This window comes from Spirochaeta thermophila DSM 6192 (assembly GCF_000147075.1).
Classification (GTDB): Bacteria; Spirochaetota; Spirochaetia; order Winmispirales; family Winmispiraceae; genus Winmispira; species Winmispira thermophila_A.
The window spans coordinates 857,722-881,082 of record NC_014484.1; the positions used below are offsets into that span (position 1 = coordinate 857,722).

Consider the following 23,361-nt stretch of genomic DNA (forward strand, 5'->3'; position numbering starts at 1 on the left):
CCTCCATTCTCCCCCCTATACCTGCTCGTCTACCAGAAGAGCCACTGCCTCTCGTATGCGTCTGTGAAGACGCTGCAATGCTTCTGGCGGGAGCTCCTTTATCACCTTTTCGGTTTCCCTGTCGATCACCTTTACGATTACCTGATGCACTTCTGGATCTATCATGTACTTGAGACGTCTATTGAAGAGAGAGGGGAGTCGTGTCGGGGGACTGAATGTCTCCTTTCTGAGGGCTTCCCTCGCCGTGCCGGATGTCTCGTGGGATGAGGATATATCGTTCGCCTGTCGGTGTGTCTCATAGTCCTGCTGTTGCTGGTTCCCCCCCCATACTCCGTCGATCCTCATGTGATCCTCCTAGAGGGGAGAGGATCGCGCGATGCGTTCCTCCCCCCTTCCTCAAAAGAGGATGCCTTACCCCAGCAACTGGAGCACAGACTGAGTCTTCATGTTGGCCTGAGCGAGCATCGCTGTGTTGGCCTGGGTAAGGATCTGGTTTTTCACGTACTCCACCATCTCCGATGCCATGTCCACATCGCGGATCCGGGACTCGGCCGCCTGGATGTTCTCCGCCGCCACGGAGACGCCCTTCCAGGCCATCTCGAACCTGTTCTGATACGCACCGAGGTCCGCTCTCTGTTTGGAGACGATCCTCAGGGCGGTATCGACCTGACCGATGGTCCTGTTCGCGTCCTCGGGAGTCGAGATGGAGACGAGGGCCCCTGCACCCGCGTTCTGACCGCCGAGAAGGGCTTCTGCGGTCATGGTTCCGATGTAGATCCGCTCCTGCTGATCCATGTTGGCACCCACCTGGATGGTGAGGCTCCTGGGACCGTTGGGCGCGAATCCACCGGTGAGCAGGTTCATCCCGTTGAACTGGGCGTGGGATGCGATCCTGTTGATCTCGTCCACCAGCTGGGACACCTCAACCTGGATCTGTAGCCGGTCCTCGTCGCTGTAGATCCCGTTCGCGGCCTGGACCGAGAGTTCCCTGAGCCTGTGGAGGATGTCCTGGGTCTCCTGGAGGTATCCCTCGGTGGTCTGGATGAAGGAGACTGCGTCCTGGATGTTCCGGGCCGCCTGGTTGAGACCGCGGATCTGGGAACGCATCTTCTCGGAGATGGCGAGCCCCGCTGCATCGTCGGCTGCCCGGGTGATTCTGAGACCGGAGGACAGCTTCTCGATGTTCTTGGTGATCGCCGTGTCCCGTTCGGCGAGCGTCCTGTTCGCGTACAGGGCGCTCATGTTGTGGTTTATGATCATGTGACCCTCCCTGTATAGAGAGACTTCTGGAAAGGCGATCCCTGCCTTTCCCCCGGACGTACCGTCCGGTTATATACGTGAAGGAGTGCCCGGGTGGGATCCCGGGCCCCCTTGAAGAGACATCCCCTGGAGGGTGGACTTTTCAAAGAGCTACTACAATTTTACTCCATCATCCGAAAAGTTGCAACACCGATTGTGTCTTGGTGTTGGCCTGCGCGAGCATGGCGGTGGAGGCCTGGAGCAGGATCTGGTTCTTGGTGTAATCCACCATTTCGGCTGCCATGTTGAGGTCCCGGATGCGCGATTCGGCGGCCTGGAGATTTTCGGCACCGATGTCGAGTCCCTTCATCGCATGTTCGAGCCTCGTCTGGTAGGCACCGAGATCCGCCCGCTGCTTGTTCACCTTCTTGAGGGCGAGATCGATGACGCCGATGGCGCGGTTGGCGCTCTCGGGATCGGCGAGAGAGATCGGGGTGTTGTCGGCGTTCTTCATCTGGAGAGCCGCCGCGGTCATGGTACCGATGTACACCCGTTCCCTCTGATCCATGTTGGCGCCGATGTGGAACCAGATGCTGGCCGTGACCACATTCTCCCCTTCCTCCCGAGCGAAGCGGCCAGTGAGCAGGTTCATCCCGTTGAACTGGGCGTGGGATGCGATCCTGTCGATCTCGTCCACGAGCTGGGAGACCTCCACCTGGATCTGCATCCTGTCCTCTTCGCTGTAGATCCCGTTGGCCGCCTGGACCGCGAGTTCCCTCAGACGCTGGAGGATGTCCTGCGTGTTCTGGAGGAATCCTTCGGCAGTCTGGATGAAGGAGATGCCGTCCTGGGCGTTCCGGGATGCCTGCTTGAGGCCTCGTATCTGGGAACGCATCTTCTCGGAGATGGCGAGTCCCGCTGCATCGTCGGCCGCACGGGTGATCCTGAGGCCGGAGGAGAGTTTCTCCATGTTCTTGCTCAGGTCGAGATCGACGATCCCGTGTTGCCTCTGAGCGAACATGGCGCTGAGGTTGTGGTTGATAATCATACCTTCCTCCATGAATGGTGTAGTGGTCCGGGCGTCCATGCCCGGAAAATTTTCGCTCATGTCGGCACGCCGGCATACCGACACTACGAATAGGAGAGCCCCTGCCTTTGACCTTCCTCCATGGCAGAAGCCTCACTCTCTTATCGACGAGGAGGGGTATAACTTTTAGGGGGGCGCTGTTTTTTCGTGCAATCCGAGGGTCACACCTCGTCTTCGAGCATCTTCAGGTACTGAAGTGCGAGAGGGTCGTCGGGAGCGAACTCGAGGACCACCTGGAAGAGCCTTCTCGCCTCCTCCACCCGGTGTTGTTTGAGGGCCACGATAGCGAGGTTGGAGATGATCTTCGTGTTCTCCGGGGCTTTACGGAGGGCTCGGTTGAGGGCCTCCTCCGCCTCTTCGATCCTCCCTTCTTCGATGAGACATATGGCGAGTTCGTTGAGCGTATCGGCATCACCGGGATGGAGGGACTCCGCCCGGCTGAAGGCCTCGAGGGCCTCCCCGTAGCGTTCCTTCCTTCTGAGCGCCCAGCCCAGAAGGAACCAGGCATTCCAGACCTCTGGGTAGACCTCCAGGAACTGGCGGATGAGATCGATCCCCTCTTCCTCCCTGCCTCCTTTGATGGCCTCGTACGCCTGCTGGAAGAGTTCGTCGTAGAGGTGGTGCTTCTCGATCTCCTCGACTAGTGCCCGTACTTTTCCCTTCCTGGAGGGGGACGCTTCGGGATGGTCGAGGAACCGTTTGAGGTAGGTGAGGGCGGTGGCATAGTCGTGCTGTTCAGCGTAGAAGAACCCGGCGTTGAGATACGCGGTGGGGGGAAGCCCTTCTTCCATGAGGAAGAGTCGGTTGTAGGTGAAGGCAGCGTTCTTTCGGTATTCTTCGGCCCGTTCTTCCTGTCCCAGTTTTTCGTAGTTCTTCGCCCGCTCCTCGTAGACCACGGCGAGGTTCAGGAGGTGCCCGGGGTTCTCAGGCTCGAGTCCGATCAATGCGAGGAATATCTCCTCGGCGAGGTCGTAGTCCCCCTGCTTCGCCTTGAAGACCCCTGTCTCGGAAAGCTCTTCCGTGAGAGAAGGGCGGACCGCCTTCGCGAAGCGGCGATAGTATGCGGCATGTGGATCCCCCGGTTCGTAGGCGAGCACCTTGAGTATGCCGGAGAGGATCATCTCCCAGGAGAGCTCCTCCAGGGAAAAGGCATCCTTTCCCGGGGGGGGTTCCACGGGAAGGGGGATGCGAGGGTCGATGGTGAAATCCTCTATGGAGAAGTCGAGATCTTCGGGGAGGGATATGAAGACGATATGTCGTAGGGGATCGTGTTTCTGCTCCTGCATGGTTTCTCCTTGGGGCTCAGGAATGGGTGCTCACTGAGGGGTGTCCGTGCTCTGTCGGGAGAGGTACTTGAGGGCCTCGTTGAGACGGATCTTGTAGCCGTGGGGTACCTTGTCCTCGTCGAAATGGATTCCGTACGCTCCGATGTCTTTCCGTCCCTCCACCGGCTCATAGCGGATGATGCGACCGGGAATCTCGAAGGCCTCCTGGGGGTCTTCGAACTCCAGCCTGAGTCTCACTTCTTTCTTGAGGAGGAACTTCGCCACCCCCATCATGATCACCTTTGCCCCTGAGAACGAGAGGTCCCTGAGGAGGCACCTGCGGGGGACCATCTGGATGTAGACGAGGGTGTTCCGTTCGCGGAGTTTGAGTCGGCGTTGCATCTCCTCGTTGAGGAGGATGCGCTCCTCCTTCCTGTTCTTGGCGTTGATGTTGGCTTCGAGGAGGGTTCCCAGGATCTCTATGAGGTCGTCGGGAGGCCTGTGTGTATAGGAAAGGGTGAGAAAGCTCACCGAGGCATCCTGTTTCCCGTAGGGCGTGATTCCCGCCACCTTTGCCGAGACGAAGAAGGAGAGCGGTTGGTGCTTGTCCCGCTGCTGGAAACAGAAACGGAGGCTCACGAGATTCTTCGCCTCCTTCAGTTTGTCCATGAAGTTGAGCTTGTTGTTGAGGATGATCTTCGCCCCTTCCATGGAGGAGGAATAGATGATGCATGGCCACTGTTCATCGAGGCACTTCACGTACGTCTGGGTGGGTACGAGTCCTATGGCGGCGTTGATACCCTTGGTGAAGGTGACCTCGATATGCTTGAACTGGTTGTAGTATCGAGTGATCTGCTGGCTGGTGACGATGGCCATACCTAGTAGCAACTATGGGGCATTTCATCTCTGTTTGTCAACAACAGGGGGGAACCACCCTATTCGAGGGCTTCGTTGATCTGGAGGAGGAGCCGGGAGGTGAGACGTTCGAGTTCATCCCCATGGGGAGAGGTGCGGTCCGTCTGCTCGTGAAGCAGGTCGTCGGCGAGGACGAGTCCCGCAAGGATCGCGATCTTGAGAGGGTCCTGCACGCCCGTTTTCTTCATGATGTCATCGACCTTTCGCGTGTACGTCGAGAGCACCCGCTCCATGTGTTGGGGGGACTGATCGGTCCTTATCGCGAATCGGGTTCCCAGGATATTGATCTCGAAGGGGTGTTCCATCTCTCGACTCAGAAGATGTCGAGTTCCGGAGGAGGGGGAGGGGAGGACTCATCCTCCTCTCCCTCTTCCTCGGAGGAGACGGGTTCATCCTCCTCTCCATCGGAAGATGCTTCCTGCGGGGAGAGGGGTTCTCCGGTGTCTGGTGGAGCGGCAGGTGCCTTCTCGGAGGAGAGAAACTCGTCTTCAAGGGCGTCGAGGTGCTTGAGCGCGGAGAGGATCCCTTCCTCGATCTCCTTCTGATCCTCACGGTACTGATGGATGAGCTGCTCCAGCTCTTCGATCCGTTCCGTGTAGCCTGCGAGCTTCTCCTTGAGGAGGGTGTTCTCCTCTTTCAGTTCTCTCACCCTCTTGACGAGCTTCTGAACCCCCTCCTCCAGGGCCCTGATCTGCTCCACGTTCACCATCTATACCTCCAGGGCCTTTTTCGCAGTGGCGACGAGCTCCTTGAAGGCCTGGGGATCCTCGATCGCCATATTCGAAAGGACCTTTCTGTTGATGGCGATATTGCTCTTTCTGAGCCCTTCGATGAAGCGGGAGTAGGTCATCCCTTCCTCCCTGCATGCGGCGGAGATACGAGCGATCCAGAGCTTCCGGAATTCACGTTTGCGATACTTCCGGTCGCGGTAGGAGTAGACGAGGGCCTTCGCCACCGCATCCTTGGCCGTCCTGAAATTGGACTTCCGTCTTCCCCAGAACCCCTTCGCGAGTTTGAGGATCTTCTTTCTCCTGTCCTTTCGTCGTGTACCGTCTATCGCTCTCGGCATGGTTCTCTCCTCTCATGGTGTGGTGTGGTCAACCGTAGGGGAGAAGTCGTTTCACCCGCTTCTCCTCCATCTTGGGAAGATGCCCCGGTTTCCTCAGGTGGCGTTTACGCTTCTGGGCCTTTTTCGTGAGTATGTGACGGAGGTTCTGTTTCTTGTACTTCACCTTCCCACGTGCGGTGATGGAAAACCGCTTCGCGGCGCTCTTACGGGTCTTCATCTTCGGCATACAGGACTCCCCTCTACTTCTTTGATTTCGGAGCGAGCACCATGGACATGAAGCGTCCCTCCATGCTCGGTGTCTTCTCCACTGTATAGCCGTCCTCGAGCAACTCGAGAATCTTCTCGAGGACACCTCTGCCGATCTCGGTGTGCGCGAGTTCTCTTCCTCTGAAACGGATGGTAACCTTCACCTTGTTCCCCTCTTCGAGGAACTCGCGTATGTGGCGCGTCTTGAACTCAAGATCGTGGGAATCGATCTTGGGCTGCATCCTCACTTCTTTCAGCTTGTTCTGTTTCTGCTTCTTCTTGGTCTCCTTGAGCTTCTTTTCCTGCTCGAATTTGTATTTGCCGTAATCGAGGATTTTGCAGACCGGAGGTTTCGCCTGAGGGGCGACCTCCACAAGATCAAGTCCCTTCTCTCTGGCTCGTCGGAGGGCCTCCTGGGTGGGCACCACTCCGAGCTGCTCGCCGTTCTCGTCGATGAGACGCACCTCACGTGCGGTGATCGCCTCGTTCGTCCTGAAATCCTTGTCAGCCAATCAGCCTCCTCGCATTCATGCATTGCGGATTGTTCGAGTGGAGAAAACTATATCATTCTTTCCGGAAAGAGTCAAACCACCCGGAGGAATCAGCCTGTGAGGCCTTTCAAGAGATAGCATGCCTCGGTGCTCCTCACGTTCCGTAGGGGGCCCTTGAGGATACGGCCGCGCCTGAACGTGATCTCCTTGAGGATCGGAATCCCGAGTTCCCTGCAGAGATCCAGGAAATCGGCACGGGTGCAGAGGTGGATGTTGGGAGTATCGTACCATTTGTAGGGCAGATCCCTGGTCTCCGGCATCCTCCCGGTGAAGAGGAGCTTGAGCCGTACCCCGAGGTATCCGAAGTTGGGGAAGTTGACGATCACCCTCCTCCCCACCCGGATCATCTCCTGGAGGAGCTGTTTGGGTCTGTGCACGACCTGGAGGGTGTGGCTGAGGATCACGTAGTCGTAGCTTCCCGTCTCGTAGTCCTTGAGCCCCTCGTCGAGATCGCCTTGAAAGACGCTGATCCCTTTCTGGATGCACTGGAGGACCATCGCCTCTTCGATGTCCACCCCCATCCCCTTCACGCCCCGCTCCCTGATGAGGCGGGAGAGGAGCGCCCCGTTCCCGCATCCCAGGTCGAGCACCCGAGACCCCGGTTCGACCATATCCACGATCACATCGAAGATGTAGTTCTCGCTCTGATACGCCGTGGGCGAGGGGGGCATGGACCTCATGACGACCTCCTTCCCGTGGTTTCCCTGGCCACGGTCTCGAGAAAGGATGCGATGAGCGGGGTCTGCCGCTCGGTCTCTATGAGGAATGCATCGTGTCCATAGGGACAGTCGATGTTCACGTAGGAGACGTCTTTCCCCGCCTTCATGAGGGCGAAGACGATTTCCTTCGACTGGTAGGGGGGATAGAGCCAGTCCGAGGAGAAGGAGACCACGAGCATCTTCCCCATGACCCGTGAGAAGGCCTGGACGAGACTCCCGTATTTCTCGCTGAGATCGAAGTAGTCCATGGCCTTGGTGAGATAGATGTAGGTGTTGGCGTCGAACCGTTCGACGAACTTGTCCCCCTGGTACTCGAGGTAACTTTCCACGCTGAACTGATCTTCGAAGTCGTAGCCATAGGTCTCCCGGTTCTGGAGCCTTCGTCCGAACTTATCCCTCATCGCCTCGTCGGAGAGGTAGGTGATGTGGCCTATCATTCGGGCGATCGCCAGGCCCCGGGCGGGGATCTCCTTTCCGTAGTAATCCCCGTTGTTCCAGCGGGGATCGGATATGATGGCGTTCCTTCCCACGGCATTGAACGCGATCCCCTGGGCGGTGAGTCGTGCGGTGGAGGCGAGGATCACCGCCGATCGTACCCGCTCGGGATGGGCCGTGACCCATTCGAGCGCCTGCATCCCTCCCATGGATCCCCCTGCAACGGCGAGGAGGCGCTCGATTCCCAGGTGTTCGATGAGTTTCACCTGGGCGTTCACCATGTCGCCGATGGTGATCACAGGGAAGCTCATGCCGTAGGGGCTTCCCGTTTCGGGGTTGATCGAAGAGGGCCCTGTGGAGCCCTGACATCCTCCCAGGACATTGGAGCAGATGACGAAGTATCGGTTCGTGTCGAAGGCCTTGCCGGGTCCCACCATCGTGTCCCACCATCCCGGGGACGGGTCGTCGGGGGAGTGGAAGCCCGCCACATGGGCGTCGCCGGAGAATGCGTGGAGGATGAGGACGGCGTTGCTCCGATCGCGGTTGAGCTCCCCGTAGGTCTCGTAGCGGATGGTGATCGGTCCGAACGACTTTCCGCTCTCGAGGATGAGCCCCTCTCCCGGTCTCCCGAAGGTGAAATCCTGGGGGGTGACGAGCCCTATCCCCTTTCCATCGTCCCACCTGCGACGTTCCTTGCCCATGATCCTCGCTCCATTGCAGGAATGAGTGAAATGTGCTCTAATGGGCACATGATTTTGTTCGCCCTCGTGAGCATGCCTCTATTCCTGATTTTTCTGATAACTATACTGGGTCTCGTTCCCGAGAGTAAAGAGGGGTTGTACCGGTTCCTGAGAGGACTCGTGTGGGCCGTCCCCTTTGCAGTGCTCTATGTGCTCGTCATGCAGGGGACGGGGCCCGCATACGAGGGGCTCTGGCTCTACGTACGGGAGGGCGTCCTCGGTCTCGGACTTCCCTTCCTGGCGCTCCTCCTCGCCGGGGAGCTCTTCGGATCCCGCTGGGGTGAAGGGCTGGAGCGTCATGCTCGCTTCCTTTGGTTTTCGGGGGGGTTCCTGCTGGCCTTTCAGGTTCTCGACCTGCTCCTCCACGTGCGATGGATGGGGGCCTACACCCTCTTCTATCATCCCCTTCTCTTTTCCCTCTTCCTGTACATGGCACCACGCATGTATACGGAGTGGGGCAGGGCGGGGAAAAGGTTGCGGATATGGGGGTACTGGATCCATGGGGTGGTCGTGGTGCTCGCCACCGCCCTCGTGCCGTTCTTCTCCTACAGCAACTTTCCGCTGGTGACCCCTGTGGTAGTGGTCCTCGTAGGAGGAGCGGTGGCAGTGAGCGGGGTCTTCCTTCCCTCTCTCATCTCGTGGGTGGAACGTCGCGTAGGAGGGGGGAAAGAGGAGGCTCGCAGCGTCTGAGGGAATGCCTGAAAGGGGATGCCCCTCATCGTAAAAGGAGAGCCCGCCCATGGAAGGCGGGCTCTCCTTATCCTGAGTGCCGATCTCTCGCCGGGCGTTATGCCTTTCCTTCCGATCCAAGCACATTGATGATCTTGTGTTTGTAGAGTTCCTTGAGCTCCGCCCTGGCGGGACCCAGGTACTTCCGGGGGTCGAAGACCTCGGGCTGCTCGTGGAGCACCTTTCTGATCATGGCCGTCATGGCGAGTCTGCCGTCGCTGTCGATGTTGATCTTGCACACTGCGGACCGGGCCGCCTTCCTGAGCTGATCCTCAGGGATCCCCACCGCGTCTTTCAGTTTTCCGCCATACTTGTTGATCATCTCTACGTACTGAGGAGGAACCGAAGAGGAGCCGTGGAGGACGATGGGGAAGCCTGGCAGGCGCCGTTCGATCTCCTCGAGGATGTCAAACCTGAGGGGGGGAGGTACGAGCCGTCCATCCGGGAGCCGGGTGCACTGCTCGGGCTTGAACTTGACGGCCCCGTGAGAGGTCCCGATGGCGATGGCGAGGGAATCCACGCCCGTGCGCTTCACGAAGTCCTCGACCTGGTTGGGATCGGTGTAGATGGTCTTCTCCGAGGAGACGTGTTCCTCGATGCCGGCGAGCACTCCGAGTTCTCCCTCCACCGTGACGTCGTACTTGTGAGCATACTCCACGACCTTCCTGGTGAGTTCCACGTTCTCCTCATAGGGGAGATGGGATCCATCGATCATGACCGAGGAGAAGCCCATGTCCACGCAGGACTTGCAGAGCTCGTAGCTGTCACCGTGGTCGAGGTGGAGGACGATGGGGATCTCGTATCCGAGTTCCCTCGCGTACTCCACGGCGCCACGGGCCATGTGCCGGAGGAGGGTGGGGTTCGCATACTCCCTCGCTCCCTTGGAGACCTGGAGGATCACGGGAGAGCGGGTCTCCACGCATGCCTGGATGATGGCCTGGAGCTGCTCCATGTTGTTGAAGTTATAGGCAGGTATGGCGTACTTGCCTTCCATCGCCTTCTTGAAGAGCTCCCTTGTATTTACCAGACCGAGTTCCTTGTAGGAAATCATCTCTCTGCTCCTTTACGTGAGGGTGTGTAGTGCCATATTATGGACTTACATGTGGGCTGTCAATAAGATCGGCTTCTGCTCTCCGATACCCATCCTCGCCCTCTCCCTTCTGCTCTTCGGGTGTGACTCGGGTGAGAGGCCTGTCCTGCTCCTTTCGCCCGAGGGGGTGATGTTCTGGGAGCGCGCCCTCTCCCTTCCTCTCGACGAAGTGGAGGCGCGTACCGGGTGCGAGGTGGAGGTGTTCCAGGATGATGCGGATCCGGGGGCCCTCTCCCGGAGGTCGCGCGTGCTGGTGGATCCGCTCCTCCTCGTCTCCGGACGCCTCGGACCGGATCTGCCCCCTCCCGGGGGCGGGTGGACCACCGTGTCGTTGTTCCCTTGGAGCAGCATGGTGGTCCCCGAGGGAATCGAGGTGATCCATGCGGACATGGGGGAGGCGTATGAGGATCTTGCTGCATATATAAGGAAGATTCAAGAGAAACCGGAGCGGCCGAGGATCCTCGTGGTCTACAGGGAGGAGGACGGGATCCTTCCTTCCGTGCTGCGAGGACTGGGGGTGATCCTCATCCCCACGGACGAGGCGACATCGCTGGAGGAAGTCCGGACCCTTCTCGGGGTCGGTCAGGACGGGGGTCCTTCGCTCGTGTGCATCCTCGACCCGGTCTTCGCCGAGAGCCTTCCGCCTTCCATTCAGGGGGAGGTGCGGTGGGTAATATTACAGGATGCCCCTGCCGATACTGAACGTGAGGTGGAAGGGGTTCTCTATCCCGACCTCATGGGGATGCTCGAGGCATGGTGCAAAGGAGAGCCCTCTCCGCCCTTGCGGTGGAAGTTCATGATCGTGGAGCGAGGATGAAACGAGTGCTTTCCAATTTTTTCACCGAAAACTATTTGACAAAGAAAATTGATGCTCATATAATTCAATTAGACGAGCGCTGGCAAAAGGAGTCGAGAATGAAACGAGGGATAAGCCTGTGTATAGGCATCCTCCTCCTCGTCGGGGCGGGAGGGGTGTATGCCGATGAGGTGACGGAGAACATCCAGGCGATAGTCATCGAGACCTTCGACGACCCCACTGGACAGGAGGCGAATTCGCACATCTGGATCGCGAGGGGAAGCAAGTACGCCTCCGTGATCGAAACCGATCAGGGAAGCGTTGCCTATCCTCAGTGGGCATATGTGGAATCCTATCCCGAGGCCCTCTTCCGACGTCCTCCCGAGGGCAAGACCCTCAGGGTCTTTGGCATCCACGGGAAGTTCGATCTCAAGGGCTACAACTACGTGGAGCTCTTTCCCGTGAGGGAGGAGAACGGCGAGTATGTCCCCGATCCGATCGTGCTCCCCGGAAGGGTGAAGGAGATGGACCTGTGGGTGTGGGGCTCGAACCACAACTATACCCTGGAGGCTCACATCCAGGACTACATGGGGAGGATCCATGTACTGGACTTCGGATCCATCAAGTTCAAGGGGTGGAAGAACCTCAGGGTGAAGTTCCCCGGGGCTATTCAGCAGGCTGTCCAGTACGTTCCTTCACTCAAACAGCTCTCGCTGGTGAAGCTGGTCCTGTGGACCACCCCGGAGGAGAAGGTCGACGACTTCTACGTGTACATCGATCAGATCAAGGTGCTCACCGATCTCTTTGAGACGGGATTCGACGGTGACGTCCTTGCCAACCCGGAGCAGGTACAGGATCTCTGGGCCAATGCCCCGGCACCAGGAAGAGAATAGGAGTGAACGATGAAAAGGATAGCAGGTATCATAGCGACGTCTATCATGATCCTCTTCCCAGTGATGGCTCAGAACGTGGATGAGATCGATCCCACCAAACTGGGCACCGATACGGCACAGCAGAAGCTCCAGGAAGTCTCGGTGGACCGGTTTGAAAACCCCGGTTTCTGGACGGTGAGGATGCCGCTCGACAACGGCCTCGTCGAGTTCCGCCGGTTCGAAGGAGGGCCGAAGGACAAGGAGCCCATCCAGGCGGAGGTGGAGGCCGGTATCCAGGAAGAAGATCGGTACGTACTGGGTGTGAAGGCATCGTTCTTCCGGCGGGGGCCGGTGGAGATCCTGGTGAAACCTTCGAGGCCCATCATCGTGGAAGGCATTGTGAAGACCCTCTCCGTATGGGTCGTGGGTCGTAACTTCAACCACACCCTCAAGGTGTGGATAGAGGACGCCTTTGGGAACGAGGCGATCCTCACCATGGGCAAGCTCAACTTCACGGGCTGGAAACGCCTCTCAGTGCCGCTTCCTACTACCCTGAAGCAGCAGGACTACCACTACGGGCAGAAGTCCGGGATACGGATCAAAGGGTTCATCATCGAGTGTGACATGATGGAGGCCTTTGGACGCTACTACGTGTACTTCGACGATCTCCGGGCCGTCACCGACCTCTTCCCCATAGAGGTGAGGGACGAGGACGATATGGCCGACAACTGGTGAACCGGTTGTCGCACGCGTGAAATCCTAGAAGGCCGCCGAATGGCGGCCTTTTTCGATGCTGCTTTCTCAATGGTGAAGGGTGGGCGGCTCGGAGGGAGGGGGGACTCGATCGAGGAACCGCTGGTAGTTGGACATGATGTGGGAGGCCGTCTCCTCGGGGGAGAGGCCCTTGAGAGAGGCGAGGGCCTCGATGATGTGGGGGATGGTGCCGGGATGGTTGACCGTCCCCCGAACGGGCTGGGGGGCGAGGTAGGGTGAGTCGGTTTCCACCAGTATGGCCGAAAGCGGTGTGGCCCGGGCCGCATCCCTGAGATCGTGGTTCCTGGGATAGGTGAGGGTCCCTGCGAAGGAGATGTAGAAGCCTCTCTCCAGGAGGGCCTCCGCCTCCTCGGGCCCTCCCGAGAAACAGTGTGCGATCCCTCCCGGGGGAGGGGGCATCTCGTCGAGGAGGGAGATGGCCTCGCGGAAGGCCTCACGGAGGTGGAGGATGACCGGATGGCCGGTCTCCCGTGCGAGGAGGAGTTGCGTGCGGAAGAGGGCGATCTGGGCCTCCTTCGTGCCGTAGGACCGGAAGAAGTCGAGGCCGATCTCCCCTATGGCCACGAATGCGGGGTCGGAGAGGGCTTCCTTCAGGTGTGACACCAGGAGGGAGTGGTCCTCTTCGCAGAGCGAAGGGTAGGCGCCCACGGCGAGCCGGATCCGGGGATGGAGGTCCGGATAGCGGAGGGCCTCCCTCCATCTGCGGGGATCGGTGCACACATGGATTCCTCCCCGCCATCCTTCTTCGGGGAGGGTGCGGCAGAGGGTCGCCACATCCACGCCTTTGCCTTCCATGATGTCGAGGTGAAAGTGTGAGTCTATGTACTCCACTGATGCTCCTTTCTTGACTGATGCGGGCCTGTAACATCGAGTGTTGAAAAACGCGGGAAAAAAAGATAAGGGGTATCTCCCACCACAAACACCTATTAGATAAGGAGGAGATACCCCATGAAGCGCGGCAAGACACGCGCACTGACTGAGACACAGTATACCCTCTCTGGCCTCATGAAGCAAGTAGAGGCCCAGCTCCGGGAGGAGGTACGCCACACCTACAAGACGTACCTGGAGCACCTCCTTGAGGCACTGAGAGAGGAGGCAGTAGGGCGACCGCGATATGCACGAGAGGAGGCCGGGGAGGCACCGTACTACCGGTACGGCTACAGGAAGTGGAAGAGTGTGCAGACCCCATGGGGGCCGATCGAGGAGGTACGCGTGCCCCGGATCCGCACCGGCGGGGGGAAGGAGGTGAAGTTGGTGACCTCCGAGCAGAGGCTCGTGGCCCTCACCGAGCAGCTCCTCCTTGGGTATGTGGGAGGGATGAGCGCGCGGAGATATGCCATCCTGTTACGGGAGTGAGGGATAGGCGAGGCCCACCCGCAGACGATCTTACGGATCATAAAGCGTCTTCGTGAGGAGAAGGAGCGGTGGCGGAGGCGGCCGCTTAGTGGGGTGAAGGCGCTCGTGCTGGATGGGGTGTGGGGAAAGCTGAGGGGAAAAGGGAGGAAGGGGCTGGTGATCCTGAGTGCCGTGGGGGTGAAGGAGGACGGGTCTCATGAGCTCCTCGACTGGGTCGTTGCGGAGCGGGAGGACCGAGCGAGCTACGAGCGACTGCTTACCAGGCTCTATGAGCGGGGGCTTCATGAGGTGGAGCTGGTGGTGGCCGATGAGGCTGAGGGGATCTGGCAGGCCGTGGAGACGGTGTATCCTGAAGCGAAGAAGCAGGTATGCCTCTGGCACCTTGAGCGGACGCTCCTCAATGAACTGAGAGGTAAGGAGAAGAGGCACGTACAGGAGAGGCGGCGGGCATTTCGGGACGCCTACCGGAAGCTTTTGGCGGCACGAGAGAAGGAGGAGGCGGAGAAGGCCCTTGAGGGGTTCTGGAAGGAGTGGGGAGCCCGTGCGCCGCGGATGAGTGCCGCACTCCTGTGGCGGAAGGAGCGACTGTTCTCCTATCTGGAGTTACCCTATGAGTGGAAGGAGAAGGTGAGGACGAACGCCCTTGTGGAGAACCTCTTTCGGCACATGAGGACATTTCTTCGACGGTATCCTGGGTATATGAGTCGAGCCCATGCGGATGAGGTGGTAGGCCTCTATGTGGTGGGCATGCAGATACACTCGCAGTGTGGGAGACGCACCCCTTATCAGCTCCAGCTCAATTTCAACACTCCTCCTTGACAGTGCCACTGATGCTCCTTTCTTGACGATACCGTCGGGCTGTAGGTATAGTGATGAGCACGAGATGCCGGAGTGGTGGAATTGGTAGACACAGGGGACTTAAAATCCCCTGGCCCTTCGGGGCCGTGCCGGTTCAAGTCCGGCCTCCGGCATCGTCCTTCCATCTGATCGACCATCCCCGTTCCATCGCCCACAGGAGTGTCGAAAGTATTTCGTTGTCGCCCGGAAGGAGAGGGAGCGCCCGTGCGTCTCCCGGAGGTACGATCGTGATCTCCTGGTGGTCTTCGAGGTGTCCGGGAGGGTGGAGGAGGGGGGCGAGGTAGCTCACGAGGAGAAGGCGTTCCTGCACGTATTCATACACATAGAAGAAGCGGAACAAGTGGTCCGGCAGACGGAGGTGGAGCTCCTCTTCGAGTTCCCGGGAGAGGGCCTCCTTCGAGGTCTCCTGGGGGAGCGATTTCCCACCGGGAAACTCCCAGAGGCCCGCGTGTGTTCCGCGCTTCCTCTTGCCCAGGAGGATGTGGCCCTCGGTGGCCACGAGGACTGCGGCCGTCACCACGGTGTGATCCGGGAACAAGGAGGTGGGGGGGATGTGAAGCCGGTCGGCGAGGTAGAGTCTGAGGGCGGGGTGGTCTGTATCCTCCGGAGTGGGCGGTATGTCTCCGGGCTCGGCTACGCCGGGGCCTCCATGCCACGGGAGTACGTGGACGCTGAAGGTCCCGGGTCGCGTTTCCCCCCAGAGCGACTTGCCCTCCGTCTCGCCCTCCCATACGAGGCCTTTCCCCCCGAACACGGGTGCTGAGGGGCTCTCCGGATGTCCTGCGTCCCTCATATCCGCCTCCTAGGAGCCGAATCTCGACTTCATGCGGGCGAAGATGTCTTCCACATCCTCTTCCGTGAGATCGGAGGGAGGCGCCTCGGTCTCGATGAGATGATCGGGGAGCTCCTCGAGGAATGGGGAAGGAGTCTGCTCCTGGTCCTCCCTCATCACGCGTCGTTGTCTGCAGGAGGTGAGGTACAGGGCCTCCCTCGCCCGGGTGATGGCGACGTAGAAGAGCCTGCGCTCCTCCTCTATGTTCGTCTCGGAGTCCTCGAGTGCCCGGGCGTGAGGGATGATCCCCTCTTCCACTCCTGCGAGGAAGACGTGGGCGAACTCGAGCCCCTTGGCGGCGTGGATGGTCATGAGGTTCACCTTTCCCTTCGTGTCCTCCTCGTCGAGTTCGTCCTTCGTGATGAGGCTGATGCGGGTGAGGTAGGCGCCGAGGTTGGGGTTGAGGTTGTCGGGATCGTTCTCCCAGCGTTCGATGAGGTCGGAGAAGAGCATGAGGTTCTGGTACCGGTACCGCGCCACCTTCTCGTTGTCGCGGTGTTCCTGCATGAGGTACTCGAAGTAGTCGATCCTGTCCACGAGGTCCCGAACGGTCTCTGCGATGGAGGTGCGACCGGTGATCCGTTCCCCGAATTCCTCGATGAGTGAGACGAACTCGTCGAAGGTGCGTGCCACCTGGGGGGGAAGGCCTTGCGCGTAGAGGAGCGAGGTGAGGGCGGAGTAGATCGAGAGCTCGTGCTCCGTGGCATACTCGCCGAGTATATGGAGGGTCTGACGGCCTATCCCCCTCCGCGGGGTGTTGATGATGCGCAGGAGGCTCACGTCGTCGTCCGGGTTGAGGATGACCCGCAGGTAGGCGATGATGTCCTTTATCTCTTTACGTTCGAAGAAGCTCGTACCGCCCGAGAGCTTGTAGGGGATGTTGTGCCTGAGGAAGGCGTCCTCTATGGGGGCCATGAGGCTGTTGGTGCGCACGAGGACCCCTATCTCGTGATAGGGGATGCCTTCCTTGAGGACCACGGTGCGGATGGTCTCCGCGATGTACTCCGCCTCCTCCCGCTCGTTCGAGGGGAAGGTGAGGTAGATGGATGTCTTGCCCGGCCTCCCGCTCCAGAGGCGCTTCTCCTTCCTGTTGGTGTTGTGTGAGATGAGCTGATTGGCGGCCTCGAGGATGGTTTGTACGGAACGATAGTTCTGCTCGAGTTTCACCTCTTTCCGCTCGGGGAAGTCCCGCTCAAAGAGGGCGAAGTTCTCGTAGTTGGCGCCTCGCCATGAGTAGATGGACTGGTCGTCGTCTCCCACCACGCATAGGTTGCGGTGCTCCTCGGCGAGGAGCTTGATGAAGCGATACTGAAGGATGGAGGTGTCCTGGAACTCGTCGATGAGGATGTAGCGGAAGCGCTCCCTGTAGGAGGCGAGGACCTCGGGGTGGGTCTCGAAGAGCCCTATGGGGAGGACGATGAGGTCGTCGAAGTCCACCGCATGGTAGGCTCGGAGGTGGGCGTGGTATTCCTCGTACACAGGCCGATAGACCTCGTTCTCGGCATTCCACCCGGCCCTTCCCGTCTTTATGGCGCTGATGAGGGTGCGGATGGCGGAGATGTTCGCGAGGTCGGGGTTGAGTCCCACCTCCTGGATGCACTGCTTGATGAGGGCCTTCTGGTCCTGGGTGTCGTAGATGCTGAAGGTGGGACGGTATCCCAGCAGGTGGATGTGTTCGCGCAGGATCTGGGCCCCGAAGCTGTGGAAGGTGCCCACCGTGAGGTTGGTGAGCTTCTTGCCCGTGAGGGTGCGGACCCGCTCCCACATCTCCCGGGCGGCCTTGTTGGTGAAGGTGAGGGCGAGGATGGCCTTCTGGGGGATGTGGGAGTCGAGCATGTAGGCGATGCGGTAGGTGATGACGCGGGTCTTGCCCGATCCCGCACCTGCGATGATGAGCAGTGGTCCGTCGATCGTGGTGACTGCCTCGTACTGGGCTGGGTTGAGCTCTGCGCGGTAGTCGATCCTCATAGGTGCCTCACTTCACGATGAACTTGAGTGCCTCTATCCCCGTGAGCGTCACGATAAGGACGATGAGACCGGCGATCGCCACACCGAGCACCACGGCCAGGGCCGTCTTCCTGAGTGGGAGGCCGAGGATCCAAGCCCCCAGGGTCCCGGTGTAGGCTCCGGTGACGGGGAGGGGGACGGCCACGAAGACCATGAGCCCCCACATCCCGTAGCGTTCCACCTGATCGTGCACCTTTCTCCTGGCCCGCTCGAGGAGGCGCTCGGCGATGCGGCGGTAGAACGGGATGCCGAGGAGGGCCCTGTGGATGGTGTTGAGGAAGAGGTAGAGGAGGGGCGCCACGAGGCTGTTGAGGGCCACACAGTAGAGGTAGGCGAGGATGGGGGACACGCCCTGGGCCACCGCGAAGGGGAGGGCCCCCCTGAGCTCAGATATCGGGGCGAGGGTGAGGAGTGCGGTGATGAGGAGGGTTCTCGTCATGGGTGCTCCCTGTGGACGATTGCTGCGCTCCGCATGGCCCTAGAAGTAGCGGAGGATGATGTAGAGGGTGGAGAAGAGGAGGGATACCCCGGTGACGAGGGCCCCGTACTTCGTGAACTCGAGGAACGAGATCCGGTAGCCCGACCTCCCCGCGATGCCGGCCGAGACCACGTTCGCCGAGGCCCCCACGAGGGTGCCGTTCCCGCCGAGGCACGCCCCCAGGGCGAGGGACCACCAGAGCGGCTGGATGGCGGGGTGGCCGAGGGTCTCTCCCATGTGCTCGATGAGGGGGATCATGGTTGCCACATAGGGGATGTTGTCCACGATGGCCGAGAAGAGGCCCGAAACCCAGAGGAGGAGGAGGGAGGTGGAGCGGATGTTCCCGCCGGTGAGTGAGAGCACCGCCTGGGAGAGCCGTTCGATGGCCCCCACCTCGACGAGACCGCCTACCATGATGAACAGCCCGATGAAGAAGAAGATGGTACCCCACTCGACCTCGTGGAAGAACTTCTCCACCTCGTGCTCACCGGAGAGGAGCATGAGGAGCGAGGCCCCGGCCATGGCGATGGTGGCGGGCTCCAGTCCCAGGGCGCCGTGGAGGAAGAACCCCACCATCACGAGTCCGAGGACGAGGAGCGAGCGGTTGAGGAGCCGGGGGTTGGTGATGGCCTTGCGCTCGTCGATCTCCATGAGGCGGGCCCTGCGCTCGTTGCTCACCTTGAGATCCCTCCCGAAGAGCCACCAGGCGAGGAGGGCGTACACCCCGAGGAAGAAGAGGATGAAGGGGGTGAGGTTCACGAGGAAGTCCATGAACGAGAGCCCCGCGGCGCTCCCGATCATGATGTTGGGCGGATCGCCTATGAGGGTGGCGGTGCCGCCGATGTTCGAGGCGAGGGCGTCGCTTATCACGAAGGGGATCGGCGAGATACCCAGCTCCACCGCGATGAGGATGGTGATGGGCGTGAGGATGAGCACGGTGGTCACGTTGTCGAGGAGGGCCGAGAACCCGGCCGTGATGAGGGCGAAGAGTATGAGGATGAGGACGGGATTCCCCCGCGTGAGCTTTGCGGTCTTGAGGGCCACGTACTGGAAGAGCCCCGATTCCTTGGTGATCCCCACGATGATCATCATGCTCACCAGGAGGAGGATCACGTTCCAGTCGATGTGTTCGAGGAACGCCACCTCCTGGGTGAGGAACTTGAGCACGAGGAAGAGCGATCCCCCCAGGAGGGCGAGGATGGTCTTGTTGATCTTCTCAAGAGAGATGAGTACATAGATGACCACGAAGAGGATGAGTGCGCCGTAGATCTGCCATCCCATGCTCATACCCTCAGCACCTTCTCGAGAATGTCCATGAAGCTCACCACGCCTACGAGCGTCTCCCCTTCCACCACCGCAACGTGACGACGCTGGGTCCGGGTCATCTCGAAGGAGAGCTCTATCACCGTGGTCTGCGGTGTGCACACGGGGTGAGGTTGTTTCATCACCTCTTTCACCAGGATGCGGTCCTCGTTCTTGAGGAGTTCCTCGAAGGGTTCGAACGAGGAGAGGAAACTCAGGTTCCCCAGCATGGTGGTGTATTGGGGAAGTCCTATATGGAGGACGTCGAACATCCGGATCTCACCCACGAAACGCCCGGAGGCATTGATCACCGGAAGGTAGCTCGTGTGGTGCTTCACGAAAAGATCCACCACATCCTTTATCGTATCCTCGGGAGAGACGGAGATGATGGAAGGGTTCATGATATCCCTGACGAGGAGGCCCTTCTTTATCTCCACGTCGTGAGCCGCCACGATGCGGAGGAACTGCTCGGGGGTTTTCGCAGAAAGGAGGGATTCTCGAATCGCGGGATCCTTGAAGAGCAGGCCGAATCCCTTGAGGGTATTGAGGTAGGTGGAGGGCTGGGCCTTCGATGAGATGATGAGCACGAGCATCCTCACCTCTTTTCCCGCATAGGTAAAGGGCCTCTCTGGCACCGCTATGGCGATGACGTGGTCGTCGAAGTCGTCGAGCCTGAGGTGGGGAACACAGAGCCCGTGATCGAGGACCGTGGGTGCCTGCGCCTCCCTCTCCTGGACACGGGAGAAGAGGGCCTCCTCGTCCTGGTTCACGAGGCCACGAATGAGCCCCAGGAGGAGTTTCACCCCCTCTTCGAACGAGGAGATACGGGCCTTGAGTTTGATGTACTCCGGGTGGAGGTAGCTCGAGAGTTTCATGCGCTCACTATAGGCGAGAGACCTCACTTTGCCAAGAGGAGAGGCCACGGTACCGCTTCGAGGCACAAAAAAAACCGGCCTTTCGGCCGATCTGCCGCCGCGCAGAATCGAACTGCGGACACGGGGATTTTCAGTCCCCTGCTCTACCAACTGAGCTACAGCGGCATCGTTACGTTGAGGATTATATACCAGAAGATCGATGACGTGTCAAGTGTAAGAGGTGGCGGGCATCCTCCTTCCGGTGGTATTCATGTTGACACCTCATGGTGGTTTTATTACTATCTTACCACCATGACAGGAAAAGAGCTGCGCGAGAAGTATATCCGGTTCTTCAAGGAACACGGTCATGCAGAGATCTCCGGGTTCTCCCTCATCCCGGAGAACGATCCGACGGTGTTGTTCACCACGGCGGGGATGCACCCACTCGTGCCCTACATCCTCGGAGCGGAACATCCGGCAGGCAAGCGGCTGGTCGACTACCAGCGGTGCATCCGCACCGGTGATATCGACTCGGTAGGTGATGCGAGCCATCTCACGTTCTTCGAGATGTTGGGAAACTGGTCGCTGGGGGACTACTTCAAGGAAGAGGCCATAAGGATGAGCTACGAGTTTCTCACCTCCCCCCGGTGGCTCGGGATCGATCCGGAAAAACTCTCTGTGACCGTCTTTGCAGGGGATGAGATGGTACCCCGCGATGAGGAGTCTGCGGAGATCTGGAGGAGCCTCGGGATTCCCGACGGACGCATCCACTTCATGTCGAGGGAGCACAACTGGTGGGGGCCTGCGGGGAAGACGGGGCCGTGCGGGCCTGACACCGAGATGTTCATCGATACCGGCAAGCCTCCATGCGGGCCGGACTGTAAGCCGGGCTGCTCGTGCGGAAAGTACTTCGAGATCTGGAACGATGTCTTCATGGAGTACAACAAGAAGGCCGACGGCTCCTACGAACGGCTCGACCGCCGGTGTGTGGACACCGGAATGGGGCTTGAGCGTACCACGGCGATCCTCCAGGGAAAGCAGTCGGTCTACGATACCGAGTTCTTCGTGCCCATCATACGGGCGATCGAGGAGTCCACGGGGGCGGTGTATGGGAAGGATCCCGAGAAGGATGTCTCGATAAGGATCATCTCTGATCATATCAAGGCGGCGACCTTCATCCTGGGAGACGAACGGGGGGTCACTCCCTCCAACGTGGGGCAGGGGTATGTGCTCCGGCGTCTCATCCGGAGGGCGATCCGGCATGCGAGGAAGCTCGGAGTCGAGGGCAATTTCGTCCACCTGCCCGCCCAGGTCGTGTTGGACATGTACAAGGAGTACTATCCTCTCCTCGCGGAAAAGCGCGATTTCGTTCTCGAAGAACTCCGGGGGGAGGAGGATAAGTTTCTCAAGACGCTCCAGAAGGGCGAGCACGAGTTCGAGAAGATGCTTCCCAACCTGCTCAAGAATCCCAAAAAGGTGATTCCAGGGCGGATCGCCTTCAGGCTCTACGACACCTACGGGTTTCCCATCGAGGTGACCGAAGAGCTCGCACGGGAGCATGGGCTCACCGTGGATAGAGCGGGGTTCGACGAGGAATTCGAGCGCCATAGGGAACGCTCCAAGCAAGGCGCCGACCGGGTGTTCAAGGGAGGGCTCGCCGATCACACCGAGGAGACGACCAAGCTCCACACCGCCACCCACCTGCTCCATCAGGCGTTGCGGATCGTACTCGGCCCCCACGTCCAGCAGAAGGGGAGCAACATCACGCCCGAGCGCTTGAGGTTCGATTTCTCGCATCCCGAGAAGCTCACGCCCGAGCAGATACGGAAGGTGGAGGAGATCGTTAACCAGAAGATCAAAGAGGATCTCCCTGTCACCATGGAAGTGATGACCCTGGAGGAAGCCAAGGAGAAGGGGGCGATCGCCTTCTTTACCGACCGGTACGACGAGAAGGTGAAGGTGTACTCGGTGGGAGATTTCTCGAAAGAGGTGTGCGGCGGGCCGCATGTGGAGCGTACCGGGGTACTCGGGAGGTTCAAGATCGTGAAGGAGCAGTCTTCCTCGGCGGGTGTGCGGAGGATCAGGGCCGTGCTCCTGCCTCCCGATGGGTCTTCCGAGGAGTGACGACGCCGAGCTGTCCACATGCGCCATGGATGTGTTGGCCCTTGCGGTACCTGACGGTGACCGTGAGGGCCTTTTTCGTGAGGGAGGAGACGAAGGAGGAGAGGGCTGCGGGAGAGGGAGGACGGTAGGGGAGGCCGGGCACGGGGTTCCAGGGGATCACGTTCACGAGCACCCTGAGGCCTTCGGCGAATCCTGCGATGGCCCTGCTCTCCTCGGGGGTACAGGTGAGGCCCTCTATGGCCACCACCTCGAGGGTGATGCGTTTGCCTGTCGCCGCCTGGTATCTGAGGAGCGCCTCCTTCACATGGTCGAGAGGGTGGCGTGCTTCGACGGGCATGAGCTGTTTCCTCACCTCGGGCCGGGCGCTCGTGAGTGAAAAGGCGAGGCGGACGTGCGGCCCCTCTTCCGCCAGGCTGAGGATGCCCGGGACGATACCGCAGGTGGAGACCGTGATCCTCCTGAGGCTGAGGCGGGAACCCCGCTCATGGGAGAGTATCGAGATGGCCTTCCTGAGGTTCGCGAGGTTGAGGAGCGGTTCCCCCATGCCCATGAAGACGATGTGCGAGAGGGGACCGGCCGTGTCCTGGAGGATGAGCCATTGATCCACGATCTCTCCGGGGGTGAGGTTCCTGGAGAATCCGAGTTGACCGGTGTTGCAGAAGGCGCACCCCATGGCGCACCCCGCCTGGGTGGAGAGGCAGGCGGTCTTCCGTCCCTTCCCGTCGGTGAGCACCACGGCCTCCACGATCTGCCCATCCTGCAGGCGTACCTGGGCCTTGATGGTCTCGTCTCCGGGATCCTGCAGGAGTGCGTGGAGCGAGGCGCCTCGTACGTGGTATGAAGAGGAGAGCTCCTCCCTCAGGCGGGAGGGGAGGGTCGTCATGCCGGTGAAGGAGGAGATCCGTTTCGCATGGATCCACTCGAAGATCTGGAGGGATCGGTAGCGTGGTTCCGCGGTGAGGAGTTCGGAGATATCTTCCGGAAGCAGGCCTGAAAGGGAGAATCGTTCCCTGGTTCTCATGG

General features: G+C 59.9%; 25 protein-coding genes, 2 tRNA genes and 1 pseudogene. 7 read left to right on the plus strand and 21 right to left on the minus strand.

Annotated features, from left to right (window positions below):
* Positions 1 to 15: 15 nt before the first annotated feature.
* From STHERM_RS03800 to metX, 12 genes are all read right to left on the minus strand, one after another.
* A complete protein-coding gene (locus STHERM_RS03800) occupies positions 16 to 345 on the minus strand; it encodes a flagellar protein FlaG (protein ID WP_013313564.1) in 330 nt (109 codons plus the stop codon).
* Between the two features lie 66 nt (positions 346 to 411).
* Positions 412 to 1,260: a flagellin gene (locus tag STHERM_RS03805; protein ID WP_013313565.1), complete on the minus strand. Its 849-nt coding sequence runs from the start codon at positions 1,258 to 1,260 to the stop codon at positions 412 to 414.
* Positions 1,261 to 1,429: 169 nt separating this feature from the next.
* The gene (locus STHERM_RS03810; protein ID WP_013313566.1) at positions 1,430 to 2,287 is read right to left on the minus strand and encodes a flagellin; all 858 of its coding nucleotides are present in this window, start codon (positions 2,285 to 2,287) and stop codon (positions 1,430 to 1,432) included.
* Positions 2,288 to 2,487: 200 nt separating this feature from the next.
* Positions 2,488 to 3,612 (minus strand): tetratricopeptide repeat protein, encoded by a 1,125-nt coding sequence (locus STHERM_RS03815; RefSeq protein WP_013313567.1) that lies wholly within the window; start codon positions 3,610 to 3,612, stop codon positions 2,488 to 2,490.
* 30 nt (positions 3,613 to 3,642) lie between these two features.
* Positions 3,643 to 4,467 (minus strand): PilZ domain-containing protein, encoded by an 825-nt coding sequence (locus STHERM_RS03820; protein WP_013313568.1) that lies wholly within the window; start codon positions 4,465 to 4,467, stop codon positions 3,643 to 3,645.
* Between the two features lie 59 nt (positions 4,468 to 4,526).
* On the minus strand, positions 4,527 to 4,811 hold the full coding sequence (locus tag STHERM_RS03825; RefSeq protein WP_013313569.1) for a cell division protein ZapA: 285 nt from the start codon (positions 4,809 to 4,811) through the stop codon (positions 4,527 to 4,529).
* A gap of 8 nt (positions 4,812 to 4,819) precedes the next feature.
* Positions 4,820 to 5,215 (minus strand): cell division protein ZapB, encoded by a 396-nt coding sequence (locus STHERM_RS03830; RefSeq protein ID WP_013313570.1) that lies wholly within the window; start codon positions 5,213 to 5,215, stop codon positions 4,820 to 4,822.
* A complete protein-coding gene (gene rplT, locus STHERM_RS03835; RefSeq protein ID WP_013313571.1) occupies positions 5,216 to 5,575 on the minus strand; it encodes a 50S ribosomal protein L20 in 360 nt (119 codons plus the stop codon).
* 28 nt (positions 5,576 to 5,603) lie between these two features.
* Positions 5,604 to 5,801 (minus strand): 50S ribosomal protein L35, encoded by a 198-nt coding sequence (gene rpmI / locus STHERM_RS03840; RefSeq protein ID WP_013313572.1) that lies wholly within the window; start codon positions 5,799 to 5,801, stop codon positions 5,604 to 5,606.
* Positions 5,802 to 5,814: 13 nt separating this feature from the next.
* Positions 5,815 to 6,333: a translation initiation factor IF-3 gene (gene infC, locus STHERM_RS03845; protein ID WP_013313573.1), complete on the minus strand. Its 519-nt coding sequence runs from the start codon at positions 6,331 to 6,333 to the stop codon at positions 5,815 to 5,817.
* An 89-nt stretch (positions 6,334 to 6,422) separates the two neighbouring features.
* Positions 6,423 to 7,052: a methionine biosynthesis protein MetW gene (metW, locus tag STHERM_RS03850; RefSeq protein ID WP_013313574.1), complete on the minus strand. Its 630-nt coding sequence runs from the start codon at positions 7,050 to 7,052 to the stop codon at positions 6,423 to 6,425.
* Positions 7,049 to 8,227, minus strand: a complete 1,179-nt coding sequence (gene metX / locus STHERM_RS03855; RefSeq protein WP_013313575.1) for a homoserine O-acetyltransferase MetX — start codon at positions 8,225 to 8,227, stop codon at positions 7,049 to 7,051. The genes metW and metX overlap by 4 nt, the downstream gene beginning before the upstream one ends.
* Before the next feature lie 48 nt (positions 8,228 to 8,275).
* Between metX and STHERM_RS03860 the strand changes: the two genes are divergently transcribed.
* Positions 8,276 to 8,956, plus strand: a complete 681-nt coding sequence (locus tag STHERM_RS03860) for a hypothetical protein (RefSeq protein ID WP_237223349.1) — start codon at positions 8,276 to 8,278, stop codon at positions 8,954 to 8,956.
* 97 nt (positions 8,957 to 9,053) lie between these two features.
* Here the strand turns inward: STHERM_RS03860 and STHERM_RS03865 are convergent, their stop codons facing one another.
* Positions 9,054 to 10,046 carry a class II fructose-bisphosphate aldolase gene (locus STHERM_RS03865; protein ID WP_013313577.1) on the minus strand — a complete coding sequence of 331 codons (993 nt, stop codon included), beginning with the start codon at positions 10,044 to 10,046 and terminating at the stop codon, positions 9,054 to 9,056.
* 49 nt (positions 10,047 to 10,095) lie between these two features.
* Here STHERM_RS03865 and STHERM_RS03870 point away from each other — a divergent pair, with 49 nt between their 5' ends.
* From STHERM_RS03870 to STHERM_RS03880, 3 genes are all read left to right on the plus strand, one after another.
* Positions 10,096 to 10,902 carry a hypothetical protein gene (locus tag STHERM_RS03870; protein WP_013313578.1) on the plus strand — a complete coding sequence of 269 codons (807 nt, stop codon included), beginning with the start codon at positions 10,096 to 10,098 and terminating at the stop codon, positions 10,900 to 10,902.
* Positions 10,903 to 11,000: 98 nt separating this feature from the next.
* Positions 11,001 to 11,774 carry a flagellar filament outer layer protein FlaA gene (locus tag STHERM_RS03875; RefSeq protein WP_041623226.1) on the plus strand — a complete coding sequence of 258 codons (774 nt, stop codon included), beginning with the start codon at positions 11,001 to 11,003 and terminating at the stop codon, positions 11,772 to 11,774.
* 9 nt (positions 11,775 to 11,783) lie between these two features.
* Entirely contained in the window at positions 11,784 to 12,488 is a 705-nt protein-coding gene (locus tag STHERM_RS03880) for a flagellar filament outer layer protein FlaA (RefSeq protein ID WP_013313580.1), read from the plus strand.
* A gap of 66 nt (positions 12,489 to 12,554) precedes the next feature.
* Here STHERM_RS03880 and STHERM_RS03885 read toward each other — a convergent pair whose 3' ends face one another.
* A complete protein-coding gene (locus STHERM_RS03885) occupies positions 12,555 to 13,358 on the minus strand; it encodes a TatD family hydrolase (protein ID WP_013313581.1) in 804 nt (267 codons plus the stop codon).
* Between the two features lie 117 nt (positions 13,359 to 13,475).
* Here STHERM_RS03885 and STHERM_RS03890 point away from each other — a divergent pair.
* Together STHERM_RS03890 and STHERM_RS03895 are read left to right on the plus strand one after the other, a co-directional pair.
* Positions 13,476 to 14,702 (plus strand): annotated as a pseudogene (locus tag STHERM_RS03890) (IS256 family transposase).
* A gap of 66 nt (positions 14,703 to 14,768) precedes the next feature.
* Positions 14,769 to 14,854 (plus strand) — tRNA-Leu (locus tag STHERM_RS03895).
* On the opposite strand, the gene STHERM_RS11440 is transcribed toward STHERM_RS03895, so the two are convergent.
* The 6 genes from STHERM_RS11440 to STHERM_RS03925 all read right to left on the minus strand — a co-directional run bounded on the left by STHERM_RS11440 (position 14,836) and on the right by STHERM_RS03925 (position 20,400).
* Positions 14,836 to 15,534 carry an NUDIX domain-containing protein gene (locus STHERM_RS11440; protein WP_013313584.1) on the minus strand — a complete coding sequence of 233 codons (699 nt, stop codon included), beginning with the start codon at positions 15,532 to 15,534 and terminating at the stop codon, positions 14,836 to 14,838. The genes STHERM_RS03895 and STHERM_RS11440 overlap by 19 nt on opposite strands.
* A gap of 9 nt (positions 15,535 to 15,543) precedes the next feature.
* Complete coding sequence (locus STHERM_RS03905) at positions 15,544 to 17,541, minus strand: ATP-dependent helicase (RefSeq protein ID WP_013313585.1); 1,998 nt, start codon at positions 17,539 to 17,541, stop codon at positions 15,544 to 15,546.
* Positions 17,542 to 17,548: 7 nt separating this feature from the next.
* The gene (locus STHERM_RS03910; protein WP_013313586.1) at positions 17,549 to 18,019 is read right to left on the minus strand and encodes a COG2426 family protein; all 471 of its coding nucleotides are present in this window, start codon (positions 18,017 to 18,019) and stop codon (positions 17,549 to 17,551) included.
* Positions 18,020 to 18,058: 39 nt separating this feature from the next.
* Complete coding sequence (locus tag STHERM_RS03915) at positions 18,059 to 19,345, minus strand: SLC13 family permease (protein ID WP_237223351.1); 1,287 nt, start codon at positions 19,343 to 19,345, stop codon at positions 18,059 to 18,061.
* On the minus strand, positions 19,342 to 20,235 hold the full coding sequence (locus STHERM_RS03920; protein WP_013313588.1) for a CBS domain-containing protein: 894 nt from the start codon (positions 20,233 to 20,235) through the stop codon (positions 19,342 to 19,344). Before STHERM_RS03920 ends, STHERM_RS03915 begins: the two co-directional genes overlap by 4 nt.
* A gap of 92 nt (positions 20,236 to 20,327) precedes the next feature.
* Positions 20,328 to 20,400, minus strand: a tRNA-Phe gene (locus STHERM_RS03925).
* 126 nt (positions 20,401 to 20,526) lie between these two features.
* Here STHERM_RS03925 and STHERM_RS03930 point away from each other — a divergent pair.
* On the plus strand, positions 20,527 to 22,338 hold the full coding sequence (locus tag STHERM_RS03930; protein ID WP_013313589.1) for an alanine--tRNA ligase: 1,812 nt from the start codon (positions 20,527 to 20,529) through the stop codon (positions 22,336 to 22,338).
* On the opposite strand, the gene rlmN is transcribed toward STHERM_RS03930, so the two are convergent.
* Positions 22,295 to 23,359 (minus strand): 23S rRNA (adenine(2503)-C(2))-methyltransferase RlmN, encoded by a 1,065-nt coding sequence (rlmN, locus tag STHERM_RS03935; protein WP_013313590.1) that lies wholly within the window; start codon positions 23,357 to 23,359, stop codon positions 22,295 to 22,297. The two genes, STHERM_RS03930 and rlmN, sit on opposite strands and share 44 nt — an antisense overlap.
* Positions 23,360 to 23,361: the final 2 nt, after the last annotated feature.